Annotated in this window: 16 protein-coding genes; 11 read left to right on the top strand and 5 right to left on the bottom strand. The window is 67.7% G+C overall.

Annotated elements, in window-relative coordinates; translation table 11 throughout:
• Positions 1 to 33 precede the first annotated feature (33 nt).
• The 3 genes from AU187_RS06195 (at position 34) to AU187_RS25630 (ending at position 2,369) form a co-directional block, all read left to right on the top strand.
• Positions 34 to 1,872, top strand: a complete 1,839-nt coding sequence (locus AU187_RS06195) for an alpha/beta hydrolase family protein (protein WP_082684046.1) — start codon at positions 34 to 36, stop codon at positions 1,870 to 1,872.
• 92 nt (positions 1,873 to 1,964) lie between these two features.
• Complete coding sequence (locus tag AU187_RS06190; protein ID WP_059101890.1) at positions 1,965 to 2,174, top strand: hypothetical protein; 210 nt, start codon at positions 1,965 to 1,967, stop codon at positions 2,172 to 2,174.
• Between the two features lie 39 nt (positions 2,175 to 2,213).
• Positions 2,214 to 2,369 carry a hypothetical protein gene (locus tag AU187_RS25630; RefSeq protein ID WP_165606493.1) on the top strand — a complete coding sequence of 52 codons (156 nt, stop codon included), beginning with the start codon at positions 2,214 to 2,216 and terminating at the stop codon, positions 2,367 to 2,369.
• Positions 2,370 to 2,372: 3 nt separating this feature from the next.
• Here AU187_RS25630 and AU187_RS06185 read toward each other — a convergent pair whose 3' ends face one another.
• Positions 2,373 to 3,050 (bottom strand): SACE_7040 family transcriptional regulator, encoded by a 678-nt coding sequence (locus tag AU187_RS06185; RefSeq protein ID WP_082684029.1) that lies wholly within the window; start codon positions 3,048 to 3,050, stop codon positions 2,373 to 2,375.
• A gap of 44 nt (positions 3,051 to 3,094) precedes the next feature.
• On the opposite strand from AU187_RS06185, the gene AU187_RS06180 reads away from it, so the two are divergent.
• The 8 genes from AU187_RS06180 to AU187_RS06145 all read left to right on the top strand — a co-directional run bounded on the left by AU187_RS06180 (position 3,095) and on the right by AU187_RS06145 (position 12,567).
• Positions 3,095 to 4,645, top strand: coding sequence for a carboxyl transferase domain-containing protein (locus tag AU187_RS06180; protein ID WP_059101888.1), 1,551 nt, complete (start codon positions 3,095 to 3,097; stop codon positions 4,643 to 4,645).
• Between the two features lie 8 nt (positions 4,646 to 4,653).
• A complete protein-coding gene (locus tag AU187_RS06175) occupies positions 4,654 to 6,651 on the top strand; it encodes an acetyl-CoA carboxylase biotin carboxylase subunit (protein WP_059166395.1) in 1,998 nt (665 codons plus the stop codon).
• Positions 6,648 to 7,808, top strand: a complete 1,161-nt coding sequence (locus AU187_RS06170; protein WP_059101886.1) for an acyl-CoA dehydrogenase family protein — start codon at positions 6,648 to 6,650, stop codon at positions 7,806 to 7,808. Before AU187_RS06175 ends, AU187_RS06170 begins: the two co-directional genes overlap by 4 nt.
• On the top strand, positions 7,805 to 8,305 hold the full coding sequence (locus AU187_RS06165) for a MaoC family dehydratase (RefSeq protein WP_059101885.1): 501 nt from the start codon (positions 7,805 to 7,807) through the stop codon (positions 8,303 to 8,305). The genes AU187_RS06170 and AU187_RS06165 overlap by 4 nt, the downstream gene beginning before the upstream one ends.
• Positions 8,305 to 9,123, top strand: a complete 819-nt coding sequence (locus AU187_RS06160) for an HpcH/HpaI aldolase/citrate lyase family protein (RefSeq protein WP_059166394.1) — start codon at positions 8,305 to 8,307, stop codon at positions 9,121 to 9,123. Before AU187_RS06165 ends, AU187_RS06160 begins: the two co-directional genes overlap by 1 nt.
• A 99-nt stretch (positions 9,124 to 9,222) precedes the next feature.
• The gene (gene pdhA / locus AU187_RS06155) at positions 9,223 to 10,320 is read left to right on the top strand and encodes a pyruvate dehydrogenase (acetyl-transferring) E1 component subunit alpha (protein ID WP_059166393.1); all 1,098 of its coding nucleotides are present in this window, start codon (positions 9,223 to 9,225) and stop codon (positions 10,318 to 10,320) included.
• A 1-nt stretch (position 10,321) separates the two neighbouring features.
• The gene (locus tag AU187_RS06150) at positions 10,322 to 11,395 is read left to right on the top strand and encodes an alpha-ketoacid dehydrogenase subunit beta (protein WP_059166392.1); all 1,074 of its coding nucleotides are present in this window, start codon (positions 10,322 to 10,324) and stop codon (positions 11,393 to 11,395) included.
• Between the two features lie 5 nt (positions 11,396 to 11,400).
• The gene (locus AU187_RS06145) at positions 11,401 to 12,567 is read left to right on the top strand and encodes a dihydrolipoamide acetyltransferase family protein (RefSeq protein WP_502687743.1); all 1,167 of its coding nucleotides are present in this window, start codon (positions 11,401 to 11,403) and stop codon (positions 12,565 to 12,567) included.
• Here the strand turns inward: AU187_RS06145 and AU187_RS06140 are convergent, their stop codons facing one another.
• From AU187_RS06140 to AU187_RS06125, 4 genes are all read right to left on the bottom strand, one after another.
• Positions 12,568 to 13,320: an enoyl-CoA hydratase gene (locus AU187_RS06140; RefSeq protein WP_059166390.1), complete on the bottom strand. Its 753-nt coding sequence runs from the start codon at positions 13,318 to 13,320 to the stop codon at positions 12,568 to 12,570.
• A 33-nt stretch (positions 13,321 to 13,353) separates the two neighbouring features.
• Positions 13,354 to 13,683, bottom strand: coding sequence for a hypothetical protein (locus AU187_RS06135; RefSeq protein WP_059166405.1), 330 nt, complete (start codon positions 13,681 to 13,683; stop codon positions 13,354 to 13,356).
• 76 nt (positions 13,684 to 13,759) lie between these two features.
• Positions 13,760 to 15,178, bottom strand: coding sequence for a PE-PPE domain-containing protein (locus tag AU187_RS06130; RefSeq protein ID WP_059166389.1), 1,419 nt, complete (start codon positions 15,176 to 15,178; stop codon positions 13,760 to 13,762).
• 70 nt (positions 15,179 to 15,248) lie between these two features.
• On the bottom strand, positions 15,249 to 16,001 hold the full coding sequence (locus tag AU187_RS06125; protein WP_059166388.1) for an acyl-[acyl-carrier-protein] thioesterase: 753 nt from the start codon (positions 15,999 to 16,001) through the stop codon (positions 15,249 to 15,251).
• Positions 16,002 to 16,119 lie beyond the last annotated feature (118 nt).

Below are 16,119 nucleotides of genomic sequence, written 5' to 3'. Positions count from 1 at the left end.
GGAGAACAGGTTCGCCGGGTCTACGGCGCGTCGATGTCGCCCGACGCGACCGCGTTCGCACACCTGGTCGACGACGGCGGCTTCCCCCGCGCGGTGCAGCGGTTCCTGCGCGGCTGGCGCGCGAGTTCGTCACGCGACGTCGAGCTGCCCATCGAGGGTGCCGTCACCCGGGTGCTGCACTCCGCAGACGGCCACTGGCTCGCCTGCGAGGTTGCGCCCGACGGTGGTACCCGCACGCAGATTTGGGTTGTCACAACGGATCCGGATGACCGCGACGCGCGTCGTATCGACACCTGGCCATCGGAGATGCTGGAAGGGGCCGCCGAGCTGATCAGCTGGGACGGTACGCAAGTCGCCGCGATCCTGACCGGCGAGGACGGTGTCGGCAGTTCCTGTCTGATCGATCCCGCGACCGGTGACACCGTCGTGCTGGACCGCCGCACGAGCGGTCGACTGGTCGATTCGTGGGCCGGCGCCGCGCTGGTGCGGGTCGGGCCGCGCGGCTACCGAGACCTGATCATGCTGCGCGGACGAACCGAAACCGCGCTGCTGCCATACGATCCGGGCTCCACCTCCGATACCGGCATCATCCTTGACGACCATCACCCCCGCCGGCTACGCGCCGGACTGGAAGGCGAGACCACCAAGCTCTACTACCCGGCGAAGGCCTACGACAACAGCACCGAAGGCTTTGTGCGGGCACTGATCCGCAGCGAGAACGGCGCGGAGTACGCGCGTCTACTGGAGGTCACCACCACGGCCGACGGTGTGGCCTACCAGGTCCTCGCCGAGCGTCCGGACCACGAGCTCGACGAGTTCACCGTCAGCGATGACCTGTCCACCGTGGCGATGTTGTGGAACATCCACGGGGCCAGCGAGTTACAGATCCTCGAGCTCGGCGACAACACCCTGCACGAGCCGATCCCGCTGCCCGGCATGGTGGCCACCCAGTTGAGCATCAGCGCGGGCGGGTCGATGCTGGCGGTGACGGTCGAGGGCCCCTCGACCCCGCCGACCGTCGAACTGGTCGACCCCCGCACCGGGGTGTGGGAGATCGTCGACCGCGAACCCAGCTCCGGACCGCTCAGCGCCGATCCGACCCTGGAGACCGTGACGGCGCGGGACGGCCTGCAATTCACCGGCTGGCTGTTCCGCCCGCCCGAGAGCATTCCGACGATCGGCGCGATGCTGTTCCTGCACGGCGGACCCGAGGGGCAGGGCAGACCCGGGTACAACGAGTTCTTCCCGGCGCTGCTCGAGGAGGGCATCAGTGTGTTCCTGCCGAACGTGCGAGGCTCGGGCGGATTCGGCCGGTCGTTCATGCACGCCGATGACCGGGAGCGACGGTTCGCCGCGATCGACGACGTCGCCGATGCGGTGGCGTACCTCGTCGAGCACGACGTCGCGCCCGCTGAACGCATCGCGTGTTGCGGATGGTCCTACGGCGGCTACCTGACCCAGGCGGCGCTCACCTTCCACCCGGACCGGTTCGCCGCCGGAATCAGCATCTGCGGCATGAGCGATCTGAACACCTGGTACCGCACCACCGAGCCGTGGATCGCGGCCGCCGCATACCCGAAGTACGGCCACCCGATCAGTGACCGCGAGCTGCTCGAGCAGCTGTCCCCACTGCAGCGCGTCGAGGCAATGACGGCGCCGTTGCTGCTGGTGCACGGCGCCAATGACACGAACGTTCCGCCCACCGAATCCCAGCAAATGTTCGAAGCGCTGCAAGCGCTTAACCGAAGGGTCGAACTGCTGATGTTCGACGACGACGGCCACGAGATCGACAAACGCGAGAACCGCGCGGTGCTGGTCAAAGCCATGCGCGAGTGGCTGATTGCGTCGTTCGGCGCTCACCGCAGCTTGTAACGCGATTGTGGCCGTAGCCAGGTTTACCGAAATTATCTGCGGGGTAAACACGCTGCGCACGCGCCGACCGGCGCTGTTGAAGGAGGCGCAGCATGCGAGGTGGCGGAATTCTCGGCGTTGTAGTTCTCATCTGGTTGCTGATCGGTGTGGTTGCCGCGTATCAGCGGGATTACTTCAGCAATAGCGAAACCAATTGTGCGACAGCGGGCAGCATCGCCCTCACCGTGGTCGTCGGGCCGTTGAACTACGCGGGCGTCAACCCGAAGGTCACGAACTGCAACCTGCCTGAACCAAGCCAGTGACCAACTGGCACTGAACAACTCAAAAGGAATGGAGTCACGATGATTGTTCTCGGAGCAATTCTGCTCATCCTCGGTCTGGTGTTCGGGATCTCGATCCTGACCTATATCGGTGTGGTGCTGCTCGTCATCGGTGCCGTCTTCTGGATCCTCGGGTCCGTCGGACGTCCGGTCGGTGGGCGAAAAGTCTGGTACTAGCGCCTAGCCGTTCCGACCGGCCGAGGTCAGCGCTGCGACCGTCATCGCCTTCAAGACGGCTCGTGGGTTGGCCTCGGCCGTTTTGGTCGCTCCGGGCTTGAGGACATGCGGTGTGGAGTTCAACAGGCCGAACGTCGCGTGCGCCATCAATCGGGCGTCGGCCTCGGCCAGTGAGTCGTTCGCCTGCCTGAGCACATCCACCCAGATCTCGACGTACTGCCGCTGCGCCTTGCGCACCTGGCGCTTGGCGGAGGCGGGCAGGTTGCCGAGGTCGCGGTCCTGGATTCGGATGAGGTCGGGCTCGCCGAGCGTGAACTCCAGATGGAAGTCGATCAGGCCGTCCAATGCTGAGGCCGGATCCTCGGCGGCCGCGACGACCTCCCTCGCGCCGGCCAGCAGCCGGGTGCTGATCCCGACGAGCAGCTCGACCAGCAACGCCTCCTTGTTGGGGAAGTGCCGGTAGATCGCCGGTCCACTGACGCCTGCCGCGGCGCCGATGTCCTCCAGCCGCACCGCCAGATATCCCCGTTCGGCCACCAGTCGTTCGGCCGCGGCGATCAACTGCGACCGGCGGTCCGATTTCGCCTTGCTGCGGTTGGTGGTGGGCAGCTGAGGGGCCGGAGTAGGGGACAACGCGCCTCCCGCCTGCTGGTAGACATTTGGGTTAATCGTGACTAACATACCACGAGTTAATCGTTATTAACTCAACCGGAACGGGTTCATCGATGACACCGCGGTCTTCACACCGCGAGGAACACCTCGCGTTGGTCGACGAACTGCGTTCGAAGCTCGCCGCTGCGGCGCTCGGCGGCTCCGAGCGCGCCCGCGAGCGCCACGTCAGCCGCGGCAAGCTGCTGCCCCGCGACCGGGTGGACGGCCTGCTCGATCCCGGCAGCCCGTTCCTCGAACTCACCCCGCTCGCCGCCGATGGGATGTACGACGACGAGTGTCCGGGCGCGGGCATCATCACCGGTATCGGCCGGGTCTCGGGCCGGGAGTGCGTGATCGTCGCCAACGACGCGACGGTCAAGGGCGGCACGTACTACCCGATCACGGTCAAGAAACATCTGCGCGCCCAGGAGGTCGCCGGACAGAACCGGCTGCCGTGCATCTACCTCGTCGACTCGGGCGGCGCCTTCCTGCCGCGGCAGGACGAGGTGTTCCCGGACCGGGACCATTTCGGTCGAATCTTCTACAACCAGGCCAATCTGTCGGCCGAGGGCATCCCGCAGATCGCGGCTGTGCTGGGGTCGTGCACCGCGGGCGGCGCGTACGTGCCCGCGATGAGCGACGAGGCCGTGATCGTGCGCAATCAGGGCACCATCTTCCTGGGCGGACCACCCCTGGTGAAGGCGGCGACGGGTGAGGTGGTCACGGCCGAGGAACTCGGCGGCGGCGATCTGCATTCCAAAACCTCCGGTGTGACAGACCATTTGGCCCATGACGATCGCGATGCACTGCATATCGTGCGGCGCATCGTCGCCACGCTCGGTCCCCGCGAGCCGCTGCCGTGGGACGTCCGGCCGGTCGAGGAACCGGTGGCCGACCAGACGGAGCTCTACGATGTGGTGCCGGTCGACTCGCGGGTTCCCTACGACGTACACGAGGTAATCACCCGCATCGTCGACGGTGGCGAGTTCGCCGAGTTCAAGGCCGAGTACGGCAGCACACTGGTCACCGGCTTCGCCCGCATCCACGGCCATCCGGTCGGCATCATCGCCAACAACGGCGTGCTGTTCAGCGAATCAGCGCTCAAGGGAGCGCATTTCATCGAGCTGTGCGACAAGCGGAACACACCGCTGCTCTTCCTGCAGAACATCTCCGGCTTCATGGTCGGCCGTGACTACGAGGCGGGCGGTATCGCCAAGCATGGCGCGAAAATGGTCACCGCGGTGGCGTGCGCGCGGGTGCCGAAGCTGACCGTCGTCATCGGCGGCTCCTACGGAGCGGGCAACTATTCGATGTGCGGGCGCGCGTATTCCCCGCGCTTCCTGTGGATGTGGCCCAACGCACGGATCTCCGTGATGGGCGGTGAGCAAGCTGCCGCGGTGCTGGCGACCGTGCGCGGCGAGATGACGGCCGAGGAGGAGGAGACCTTCAAGGCGCCCATCCGCGCGCAGTACGAACACCAGGGCAACCCCTACTACTCGACCGCACGGTTGTGGGACGACGGGGTTATCGATCCCGCCGACACCAGAACCGTTCTGGGGCTGGCGCTCTCGGTGGTCGGTCAGGCGCCGCTCGAATCGGTTTCCTACGGCGTGTTCCGGATGTGAGTGAAGACATGAACTTCGACACCGTTCTGGTGGCCAACCGCGGCGAGATCGCCGTGCGGGTCATCCGCACGCTGCGGGCGATGGGTATCCGTTCGGTCGCGGTGTTCAGCGATGCCGATGCCGGTGCTCGCCATGTCGCCGAGGCCGACGTCGCGGTCCGCATCGGTCCGGCGGCCGCGCGGGAGAGCTACCTCGACATCGACGCGGTGATCACGGCGGCCCGACGGACCGGCGCGCAGGCCGTCCACCCCGGCTACGGATTCCTCTCGGAGAACGCGCAATTCGCCGCTGCGCTGCAGTCCGCGGGGATCGTGTTCATCGGTCCACCGGTCGGTGCGATCCAGACCATGGGGGACAAGATCGCGGCGAAGGCCGCGGTGTCCGCGTTCGGGGTGCCTGTGGTGCCCGGCGTGTCCCGCCCGGGCCTGACCGACGACGATCTCGTCGCGGGTGCCGAAGAGGTCGGCTTCCCCGTCCTCGTCAAGCCGTCGGCGGGCGGCGGCGGCAAGGGTATGCGCGTCGTGCATGAGCCCACGGAGTTGCCGGCCGCCCTCGTCTCGGCGCGTCGCGAGGCCGCCGCCGCATTCGGCGACGACACGCTGTTTCTCGAACGGTTCGTGTTGAACCCGCGCCATATCGAGGTGCAGGTGCTCGCCGATGGTTACGGCGCCGTGGTGCATCTCGGCGAGCGCGAGTGCAGCCTGCAGCGCCGCCACCAGAAGGTCGTCGAGGAGGCGCCGTCCCCGCTGCTGGACGAGGCAACGCGGGCGCGGATCGGCGCGGCCGCGTGCGACACCGCCCGCAGTGTCGACTACACCGGTGCGGGCACCGTCGAGTTCATCGTGTCCGCCGATCGGCCCGACGAGTTCTTCTTCATGGAGATGAACACCCGCCTGCAGGTCGAGCACCCGGTCACCGAAATGGTCACCGGCGTCGACCTCGTCGAGCAGCAGGTGCGCATCGCGGCGGGGGAGAAGCTGTCCATCGCGCAAGCCGACATCACCATGTCCGGGCACGCGATCGAGGCCCGTGTCTACGCCGAGGATCCTGGGCGCGGCTTCCTGCCGACCGGTGGCCGGGTGCTCGACCTAGCCGAACCGCAGGGGCCCGGCATCCGGGTGGACTCCGGCCTGACCCGGGGTTCGGTGATCGGCAGTGACTATGACCCGATGCTGTCGAAGATCGTCGCCCACGCCGACGACCGGGCCGGTGCCCTACGGGCGTTGGACCGGGCGCTCGCGCAGACCGCGGTCCTCGGTGTCACCACGAATATCGAGTTCCTGCGATTCCTGCTCGCCGACCCCGACGTCGTGGCCGGCCGGCTCGACACCGGTCTGCTCGACCGTCGGAGCCCGGACTTCCGGTCGGCGACCGCGGAGGATGCCGACCTGGCCGCGGCCGCGGCTTACAAGTGGCTGCGGGCGTGGCCGCAACCCGTCGGTGACCTGTGGGCCGTCCCGTCGGGCTGGCGGATGGGCCGGCACGCGCCGACCACGTACCGGTTGCGATCGGGTGAGCGCACCGACCACGTCCACCTGAGCGGCACGCCGACAGCGGCGAGCGCGGTGATCGAGGACGGTCAACCACATTCGCTGTCGGCATCGTTGGCCGGTGACCGGCTGGCGGTCACGTTCGACGACGTGCGCACCGACTACGTCGTCGCAGCCGAGGACGGACGGACCTGGCTGGCCGGTCCCGGTCGCACCGTCGCGGTCGAGGAAGTCCGCGAAGCCCCGGTGCGGCCCGACGACGCGCATAGCGGCGACGCCGAGCTGACCAGCCCGATGCCGGGTTCTGTCGTCGCCGTCGGAGTTACCGACGGAGAACGGGTCGCGGCAGGCGCAGTCGTGGTGACCGTCGAGGCCATGAAGATGGAACACGCCCTGGCGGCGCCGGTCGACGGCGTGGCGGAACTCCTTGTCGCCGTGGGCGATCAGGTGAAGGTGGGCCAGCTGCTGGCACGAGTCGCCGCGGAGACCACCACAGCGGAGAAGGAAGAGCTATGACTGAATTTCTGGCGACCGGCATGCTGCCGGACCACTACGAACAGCTGGCCAAGACGGTCCGCGACTTCGCTCAGAGCGTGGTGGCGCCGGTCGCGGCCAAACACGACGAGGAACACTCGTTCCCGTACGAGGTGGTCGCGGGGATGGCCGACATGGGCCTGTTCGGCCTGCCATTCCCCGAAGAGTACGGCGGCATGGGCGGCGACTACTTCGCGTTGTGCCTCGCGCTGGAGGAACTCGGCAAGGTCGACCAAAGCGTGGCGATCACGCTCGAGGCTGGTGTGTCACTGGGCGCGATGCCGGTGTACCGGTTCGGAACCGAGGAGCAGAAGCAGGAGTGGCTGCCGCTGCTGGCAAGCGGCAAGGCCCTCGGTGCGTTCGGGCTCACCGAAGCCGGCGGCGGTAGCGACGCCGGCGCCACCAAGACGACGGCCAAGCTCGACGACGGGCACTGGGTGATCAACGGGTCCAAGCAGTTCATCACGAACTCGGGCACCGACATCACCAAGCTCGTGACGGTTACGGCCGTCACGGGCGAAAGCGGTGGCAAAAAGGAGATCTCGGCGATCCTGGTGCCCGTTCCGACGCCGGGCTTCACCGCCGAACCGGCGTACAACAAGGTCGGCTGGAACGCGTCGGACACCCACCCGTTGAGCTTCGACGACGTGCGGGTGCCCGAGGAGAACCTGCTCGGCGAACGCGGCCGGGGCTACGCAAACTTCCTGCGCATCCTCGATGAGGGCCGCATCGCGATCGCCGCGCTGTCGGTCGGATCCGCGCAGGGTTGCGTCGACGAATGTGTCCGCTACGCCAAGGAACGCGAGGCGTTCGGCGCCGCGATCGGCACCTACCAGGCGATCGCGTTCAAGATCGCGCGGATGGAGGCACGGGCGCATATCGCGCGCACGGCCTACTACGACGCCGCCGCACTGATGCTGGCCGGAAAGCCGTTCAAGAAGGCGGCTGCGATCGCCAAAATGGTTGCCAGTGAGGCCGCGATGGACAACGCCCGCGATGCAACGCAGATCTTCGGGGGCTACGGCTTCATGAACGAATATCCCGTTGCACGGCACTACCGTGACAGCAAGATCCTCGAAATCGGTGAGGGCACAACCGAAGTGCAGTTGATGCTGATCGGACGGGAGCTGGGTCTGTGAGCGGACAAGACGCTTCGAAGAAGGTCGTGATCCAGCGTGGGTTGTGGTACGAGGAGTTCGAGACCGGCGTGCTGTACCAGCATCGGCCGGGGCGCACCATCACCGAGGCGGACAACGTCCTGTTCACGACGCTGACGATGAACACCCAGGCGCTGCATCTGGACGCCGCGTTCTCAGATGCTTTGCCGCCGTTCAACCAGCGGCTGGTCAACTCGATGTTCACGCTGTCCACGCTGGTCGGGCTGTCGGTGGCGCAGCTGACGCAGGGCACCATCGTCGGCAATCTCGGGTTCGGCGAGATCGCGTTCCCGAAGCCGCTCTTCCACGGCGACACCCTGTACGCGGAGTCCGAGGTGCTCGAGAAGCGGGAGTCGAAGAGCCGGCCGGGTGAGGGGATCGTGACGTTCGCGCACACCGGCCGCAACCAGCACGGTGACATCGTGGCGACGGCGTCGCGCAAGACGATGGTGCGCATGAAGCCGGCGGAGCAGAGCTGATGGCCCTCGACAAGCCGGGCGTCGCCTGGTTGTTCTGCCCGGCCGACCGCCCGGAACGGTTCGAAAAGGCCGCCGCTGCCGCCGATATCGTGATCCTCGACCTCGAGGACGGGGTCGCGGCCAAGGACCGGGAGGCCGCCCGCGCAGCGCTCGTCGACAATCCGCTGGACCCGGCCCGCACGGTGGTGCGGGTCAACCCGAGCGCCACCGCCGATCACCAACTGGACCTCGAGGCGCTGTCGAAAACCTCCTACACGACTGTCATGCTCGCCAAAACCGAGGACCCGCAACAGGTGCGCGACCTCGCACCGTTGGATGTCGTGGTGCTGATCGAGACGCCGCTCGGTGCGCTCGCGGTGACCGATCTGGCGCGCAAGGACAACGCGGTCGCGCTGATGTGGGGCGCCGAGGACCTGTTCGCGGTCACCGGCGGCACGGCCAACCGCTATCCCGACGGCAGCTACCGCGAGGTCGCCAGGCACGTGCGGTCGCAGACGCTGCTCGCAGCCAAGGCGTACGGGCGCCTGGCGCTGGACTCGGTGTTTCTCGACATCAAAAACCTCGACGGTCTGCGCGCCGAGGTCGACGACGCGGTGGCCGTCGGTTTCGACGTGAAGGTCGCCATCCATCCGTCGCAGGTCGCGGTCATTCGGGAGGGCTATGCTCCGTCGGCTGAGCAGGTCGAATGGGCGCGACACGTGCTGGCTGCCGCCCGCGATGCCAGGGGTGTCTTCCAATTCGAAGGCATAATGGTGGATGCCCCAGTACTACGGCGGGCAGAGCGAATCGTCGCGTTAGCGCCACACCCCGGCGACTAGCCGACACCCCCACACCGGGGGCCTGCTCTGAACGTCTCCGTGCTGAGCACCTCAGTCGCCTGACGGCGCGATCCGCCGTCAGTGACCCTAGGAGGCGGTATGGCAGGGTCTGTTCAGGCATCCTTGGTCGAGTTGCAGCCGGTTCAACTGGTCGCCCCGGACGGGACGCCGACCACCTCGAGCGCCGCCTCTCGATACCGCCGAGACCTCCCACCCGAGACGTTGTCGTGGCTCTACGAGTCGATGGTCGTCACGCGCGAAATCGACACCGAGTTCGTCAACCTGCAGCGACAGGGCGAGTTGGCGCTGTTCGCGTCGTGCCGCGGGCAGGAGGCCGCGCAGATCGGCGCCGCCGCCTGCCTACGCAAAACCGATTGGCTGTTCCCGCAGTACCGGGAGATCGGCGCGTTTCTGCTGCGCGGAATCAGTCCCGCCCAGATGGGCGCCGTGTGGCGCGGTAAGTGGCACGGTGGGCTCGGGTTCACCGAAAAATGCGTCGCCCCGGTCGCGATCCCGATCGGCACCCACGGACTGCACGCGGTCGGCGCCGCGATGGCCGCGCAACGCCTCGGTGAGGATTCGGTGACGGTGGCGTTCATCGGCGACGGCGCCACCAGCGCGGGCGACGTCCACGAGGCAGTCAACTTCGCCGCGGTCTACCGGGCGCCGTGCGTGTTCTTCGTGCAGAACAACCAGTGGGCCATCTCGGTGCCCGTCAGCAAGCAGCTGGCCGCGCCGTCGATCGCGCATCGCGCCCCCGGCTACGGCATACCCGGCGTCCGCGTCGACGGCAACGACGTGCTGGCCTGCTATCAGGTGGTGGCGGAGGCGGCAGCTCGGGCACGCGAGGGTTGTGGCCCCACATTGATCGAGGCCATCACCTATCGCATGGGACCGCACACCACTTCCGACGACCCGACCCGCTACCGGTCGCAGGCGGAGGTCGACGCATGGGCGGCCCGCGATCCGATCAGTCGCTACCGCACGTATCTGCAGTCGATTGACGTCTGGACCGACCGGCTCGAGGAACGCGTGCGGGCCAGATCGAAACGGCTGCGCGCCGAATTACGCGAGGCCATCGTCGGGGCCGAGGACTTCGACGTCTCCGAGATCTTCGACACCGTCTACCACGACATCACGCCCGACTTGGCGGCCCAGCGCGAACAACTGACGGCCGAACTGGCGACGGAGGCGTGAAATGACCCAGATCATCGAACGGCCCCCGATGCACGGCGACGACACACCGGAGCCCCGCGGACCGCTGCTGACGCCGGTGCCGGCGGACTCTGTTCTGCCGACGCTGACCATGGCGCAGGCCATCAACCGCGCCCTGCACGACGCGATGGCCTCCGACGATCGGGTGCTCGTGTTCGGCGAAGACGTGGCCACCCTCGGCGGCGTGTTCCGGGTCACCGAGGGCCTGGCCGAAACCTTCGGCGAGCAGCGCTGTTTCGACACCCCGCTGGCGGAGTCGGCGATCGTCGGCATCGCAGTCGGAATGGCGATCCGCGGACTCGTGCCCGTCCCGGAGATCCAGTTCGACGGGTTCGCCGCCCCGGCATTCGATCAGATCGTCAGCCATCTGGCCAAATACCGGATGCGTACCCGCGGCGGCCTCGACATGCCGGTGACCATCCGCATCCCGTCGTTCGGCGGAATCGGTGCCGTCGAACATCATTCGGAGTCCACCGAAACCTATTGGCTGCACACCGCCGGATTGAAGGTGGCGGTTCCGTCGACACCGTCGGATGCGTATTGGCTGCTGCGCCAGTCGATCACCAGCCGCGACCCCGTCATCTACCTCGAGCCCAAGCGCCGGTACTGGGTGCGTGAACCGGTCGACACCACCACACCGGGTCTTCCGCTCGGTCGGGCGGCGATCCGGCGTGCCGGCGCGGACGTCACCGTGGTGACATACGGTCCGCTGGTCGCCACCGCGCTGAGCGCAGCGGAAATCGCTGCCGAGCATCATGATTGGAGCATCGAGGTGCTCGACGTTCGCACGTTGAACCCGTTGGACTTCGACGCGGTCGCCGAATCGGTGCGACGCACCGGCCGGGTCGTGGTGATGCACGAAGGCCCGCGCACGTTGGGCTTCGGCGCCGAACTGGCCGCCCGAATCCAGGAGGAGTTGTTCTACGACCTGGAGGCTCCGGTGTTGCGGGCCACGGGATTCGACACGCCGTATCCGCCTGCCCGGCTGGAGAAACTGTGGCTGCCCGGGGTGGACCGGCTGCTCGACTGCGTCGAACGAACGTTGGAGCAGCCGTGAGCGTGATGGATTTCCGGGTTCCCGATCTCGGCGAGGGACTCGAAGACGCGACGATCACCGCGTGGAGCGTCTCGGTCGGCGACGACGTCGAGCTGAACCAGACGCTGTGCACCGTCGAGACCAACAAGGCCGAAGTCGAGATCCCGAGTCCCTATGCGGGCCGCATCGTCGCACTCGGCGGGCGCGAGGGCGACACATTGCCCGTCGGCGCCACGCTGGTGCGCATCGCGACCGATGCCGAGCCGCCCGCCGAGAAGCGCAAACCCGTACTGGTCGGGTACGGCGCCGACGACGCCATGGACAACAGCAGGCGGTCGAGTACGTCGCCGCCACACCGCGGTCGCGCCAAGCCACCGGTCCGGAAACTGGCCGCCGAGCTCAACGTGGACCTGGGCGCGCTGGCCGGTTCCGGTCCCGGCGGTGTGATCACCCGCGAAGACGTGCTCGCAGCCGCGGGTCGGTCCGCGCCGAGCCCGGACATGGTGGCGGTCCGCGGTGTACAGGCCGAGATGGCGCACCGAATGACATTGTCACGCAGGGAGATTCCGGACGCCCACGCCTCTGTCCAGGTCGATGGGACGAACCTGCTCCGGCTGCGCGACCGGCTGGGCGACCGAGGCGAGGAGGACGCGCCGGTCACGCCGTTCGTGCTGACGCTGCGGCTGTTGACGATCGCGCTGCGGCATCACCCGAACCTGAACGCCACCTGGGTCGACACCACCGACGGCGCGCAGATCCACCTGCATTCGGCCGTGCATCTCGGGTTCGGGGTCGCGGCGCCGCGCGGTCTGTTGGTGCCGGTGGTCACCGATGCGCATCTCAAGACGACCCGGGAACTGGCGATGACGGTTGCGCGGCTGATCCGCGAGACCCGGGCGGGCACCGTCAAACCCACCGAACTACAGGGCTCGACGTTCACCGTGTCGAACTTCGGGGCGCTCGGACTGGATGAGGGCGTGCCCGTGATCAACTACCCCGAGGCCGCCATCCTCGGCGTCGGCTCGCTCAAGCCGCGCGCGGTCGTCGTCGACGGTGCAGTCGTCGCGCGGCCCACGATGAACCTCACCTGCGCCTTCGACCATCGCATCGCCGACGGTGCGCAGGTGGCAGCCTTCCTGGGAGAACTGCGCGACCTCATCGAAGCACCGGAGACAGCGCTGCTCGATCTCTAGCTATCTGCGTTTCGCGGCGGCGAGGCGCTGCTGAAACTCCGGCGACTGGATCGAGGCGGCCTGCGGGCGCAATTCGATGCCGACCGCGACGCCGTGCTGGTCGGTGTCGACGGCGCCGGGGTTGGCCGTCGCCCGCATCGACGCCTTGGTCGACAGCACCACCTCGCGCGGTGCGCCGGCCGGGCCTGCGGCCAACTCGCGGGCGGCGGCCACCGGATCGTCGGCGACCGCGAGCGCCAACCCGTGCCGCACGGCCGATTCCGCATCGAAACGCATGCCGAACAGCAGCGAGGCGCGCGCCACCTGCGGCCCCACGGCGCGCTGCAGCATCCAGGTCGCACCACCGCCCGGGTGGATGCCCAGCTTCTGGAAGCGGGGGTCGAACAGCGCCGCCGGCCCCGCGATGCGCACGTCGGCGGCCAGCGCCAGGTTCAGTCCCGCCCCGACCGCTGCACCGTTGACCGCCGCGATCGTCGGCAGCGTGCAGTGGGCGACCGCCAGGAAACCGTCGTAGATCTTGCGCAAGCCGTCCTCGGTGGCCTCGCCGAGCGCGCTCAGATCCGCTCCGGCGCAGAACGCCTTGCCCGCGCCGGTGACGATCAGCGCGTGTACATCGGGATCGGCCTCGGCGGCATCGACGGCTTCGCGCAGCGCGGCGGATATCTCGAAGGTGACGGCGTTGCGGCGTTCCGGGTCGTTGACGGTCAGGACTGCGATGCGGTCCTCGATGTGGACCAGTACCGGATCAGACACCCGCTCAGCCTAATGACCGCTGCGGGGCCGGGTTCAGTTGGCGACCGTGAGCGTGACGTTGTGCAGTGCCACGGCGACGTCGGTGGGCAGGATCTCGACGAAGGTCGGGGCGTTACGGTCGGCCGGCGCCGAGGCGATCACATTCGCGGGGTAGCTCGGGCTGCACGGGAAGTTGTGGCATCGGTACCAGAAGCCCTGTGCGCTTTGATACGGCGGCATGCTCGGTGCCTGGTCGACCCGGTAGCGGCCCGGTTCGATCGTTGCCGTCGCCCACCCCGGCCGGGGATTGGTGATGACGTTGAAGACGCCGTTGCTGCCATAGCTCGGCGGGCCGGCGTGCACGGGTGCCGCGAGCGATCCCATCAGCACTGCACTGGCTGCCAGGGCCGCAAGGCCGCGCCCGATGTTCACGTCGACGAGTGTATCGACCGCGTGCGCATTACGCTGCGGCGTCGGCGTTTCCGGCGGCGGAGTCTTGGGAGTCGTCCTGGGTATCGGTGTCGGTGTCGGTGTCGCGGCCGATCGGGTCTGCATCGATCGGCTCGGTGCCGACCTGCTCCGACGGAGCTGTGGTGATCGACTCTTCCTCGGCCGCAACGTCTTCCGGATCCTCTTTGGTGTCGTCCGCACCGGGGGTACCGGGCTCGGCCTTTATGCTGTCCCGCACGACGTTGATCTGCGGCTTGCGCTTGACCGCTGACGGCGTGGTGTCCGGATTGGACTGTTCCGACGTCGCCGCCAGCGACCGTCGCTCGGTGTCCTCGTTGTCTTCGTTGTCCGTGGTGGCCGGCTCCTGCGACTGAGCGGGCGGCGAGACCGACGTAAGGCCCTGCTGGATCGCGGTCGGGACCTTCGCCGCGGTGGCCAACAGCTCGGCGGGCGAGGGGAAGAGCCGGGCCGGGCGGTAGGCGCTGGGATCGCTGGGTATCGGGTTGCCGCCGTAGTACGCCGAGTCCACGACGACCTTCAGCAGCGGCCCGGTCAGATCGGCGATCTGGTCACCGAAGACGTCGCGAATCAGCCGGGTCAGCGGCAGCTCTTCGGCGGTGTACGTGACGTACGTCGTGTTGTTTCTGGTGGTGACGTAGGTCGTGATCCTGTCCGCGGGGGAGCTGCAGCGCGCGTCGGGGCAGTCGAGGACGGCGCCGGACACCGTGATCGCGCAGGTGTTCGCGCCGCAGGAGACGGTCGGCTTACCCTCGGCGTCGACCGGCAGATCGCGCTCGGACTGGTTCAGGCGCGTGTAGAGGTAGCCCACCAACGAGTTGACCGCGGCCACCGGGTTGAGCACGTCGGCCGGGGCGTTGGAGTTGTAGTCGTACTCGTAGCCGATGTTGACCGCGCGCAGGGCGGGCACGTCACTCGGAGTCGGGATCGGGTTGACCCCGATCAGCGCGAACCACGGGTATCTGGTGCCGAAACCGCCATCGGGCCGCGCGACGTCGTTGTCGAGGATGAAGACGGTTTGGTCCAAGTCGGGTCGGTCCCGCAGCAGCAGCAAACTGGCGTTGGCCGCGCCCCAGCCGGAGGCCAGCACCGCGTTGCGCTCGCCGGCGTTGTCATCGAGCGCCTGCTGGATGCCGGCGGGCCCGGTGCGAAAGTCGACGTAGACGATGTCGTTGCCGCCGTCGTAGTTCGTGTAGATGGGATCGTTGAACTTCCCGCCGAAGAATTCGGCCACTCCCTCGCCGGTCGGGTTCGTCGAACTGCCGACGACGATCAGGGCCGACAGGTCGACCAGCGTTGCCGAGATCGAGGCTGGGTGGGTTACGGCCAGGCCGACCACACTGGTCGCGACGCCGGCCGCGGTGACGGTCATCGCGAACCTCGTCGCCCGCTTGCCCCCGGATCCGGCCATCCCGTCGTCCTTCCCGCCCCCCACGCAGCAAACGCGCGCGGCTGCCGGAAATGGTACGCGAGGCCGGCCGCTACAGTTTGGCGATCAGCGCGGCTGCGCGGACGTCGTCGCCGACGGTCAACGCGATGTGCACCCCATCGTCGCGCTGCGCCCACCGGAGGCTGACATCCTCGCCGTAGCGGATCGGCCTGCGGTACTCGACGACCGCGCGATACGGGGCGCGGCACACCTCGGGGGTCAACGGCATCACTTCGTGGACGGCGTGCCAGTAGGCGGTGTTGGTGACGTGCTCGAAGATGTCGATGTCGGTGCGACGCAACGGAAATGGCGTCTCGTCGGTGGCGTCCTCGAGGTTCGTCAGCCACGGCCGCCACTTGAGGCGCAGCTCATCGGTGGTTGTCGCGAAGCGCGCGATCAGGCTGTCGGAGGCGCGCTGCGGCGTCAACGTCTTGCTGTTGATGGCGATCCAGAAGCCCTCGGTCTCGATCCGGCCACCGTCGCTGCCGACCAGGTCGACGCGCATCGTGCACCATCGGGTCGACAGCGCCGAGCACCACCGACTGAACGAGACCTCGTTGGGAAACTCGATCGGCTCGATCACGTCGATGACGGTGCGCTGGACAAGCCAGTGCGGGTGGTCGTCGGCCTCGCCGGCATCGACGAGGTGCTGCGCGCCGACCTCCTGGATATAGCGCGCCACGCCGTCCAGGCGCAGATGCAGGTTGCCGTCGATGTCGCCGGTCGCGACCGGCCATGCAGTCCGGTAGACGTAACCGGTCTGCGGTAGCGGACTCAGCCGGTGCTCGACCTCGTTGGTTGGCATCGGGTCATGTGTAGCAGGCCGGAGATCTTATCCCTGCGCCCCTGTCTGACGTCGGTTGATCCTTGACGAATCTGTTTCGGTTGATCCTTGACACTCGGTGTTAGTGGTTTAGGCCTGC

Source organism: Mycobacterium sp. IS-1556, assembly GCF_001499985.1.
Taxonomy (GTDB): Bacteria; Actinomycetota; Actinomycetes; order Mycobacteriales; family Mycobacteriaceae; genus Mycobacterium.
The sequence above is the reverse complement of the archived record's forward strand: the minus strand, read 5'-3'. Positions and strand labels throughout refer to the sequence as shown.

Excerpts from the sequence above, each read along its gene's own strand:
- pdhA (WP_059166393.1), top strand. The coding sequence starts at position 9,223 with ATGGCAGGGTCTGTTCAGGCATCCTTGGTCGAGTTGCAGCCGGTTCAA.
- AU187_RS06160 (WP_059166394.1), top strand. The coding sequence starts at position 8,305 with ATGGCCCTCGACAAGCCGGGCGTCGCCTGGTTGTTCTGCCCGGCCGAC.
- AU187_RS06150 (WP_059166392.1), top strand. The coding sequence starts at position 10,322 with ATGACCCAGATCATCGAACGGCCCCCGATGCACGGCGACGACACACCG.
- AU187_RS06195 (WP_082684046.1), top strand. The coding sequence starts at position 34 with ATGTCGCCCGACGCGACCGCGTTCGCACACCTGGTCGACGACGGCGGC.
- AU187_RS06175 (WP_059166395.1), top strand. The coding sequence starts at position 4,654 with ATGAACTTCGACACCGTTCTGGTGGCCAACCGCGGCGAGATCGCCGTG.
- AU187_RS06180 (WP_059101888.1), top strand. The coding sequence starts at position 3,095 with ATGACACCGCGGTCTTCACACCGCGAGGAACACCTCGCGTTGGTCGAC.
- AU187_RS06190 (WP_059101890.1), top strand. The coding sequence starts at position 1,965 with ATGCGAGGTGGCGGAATTCTCGGCGTTGTAGTTCTCATCTGGTTGCTG.
- AU187_RS06145 (WP_502687743.1), top strand. The coding sequence starts at position 11,401 with ATGGATTTCCGGGTTCCCGATCTCGGCGAGGGACTCGAAGACGCGACG.
- AU187_RS06135 (WP_059166405.1), bottom strand. The coding sequence starts at position 13,683 with ATGGGATCGCTCGCGGCACCCGTGCACGCCGGCCCGCCGAGCTATGGC.
- AU187_RS06170 (WP_059101886.1), top strand. The coding sequence starts at position 6,648 with ATGACTGAATTTCTGGCGACCGGCATGCTGCCGGACCACTACGAACAG.
- AU187_RS06185 (WP_082684029.1), bottom strand. The coding sequence starts at position 3,050 with ATGTTAGTCACGATTAACCCAAATGTCTACCAGCAGGCGGGAGGCGCG.
- AU187_RS25630 (WP_165606493.1), top strand. The coding sequence starts at position 2,214 with ATGATTGTTCTCGGAGCAATTCTGCTCATCCTCGGTCTGGTGTTCGGG.
- AU187_RS06130 (WP_059166389.1), bottom strand. The coding sequence starts at position 15,178 with ATGGCCGGATCCGGGGGCAAGCGGGCGACGAGGTTCGCGATGACCGTC.
- AU187_RS06125 (WP_059166388.1), bottom strand. The coding sequence starts at position 16,001 with ATGCCAACCAACGAGGTCGAGCACCGGCTGAGTCCGCTACCGCAGACC.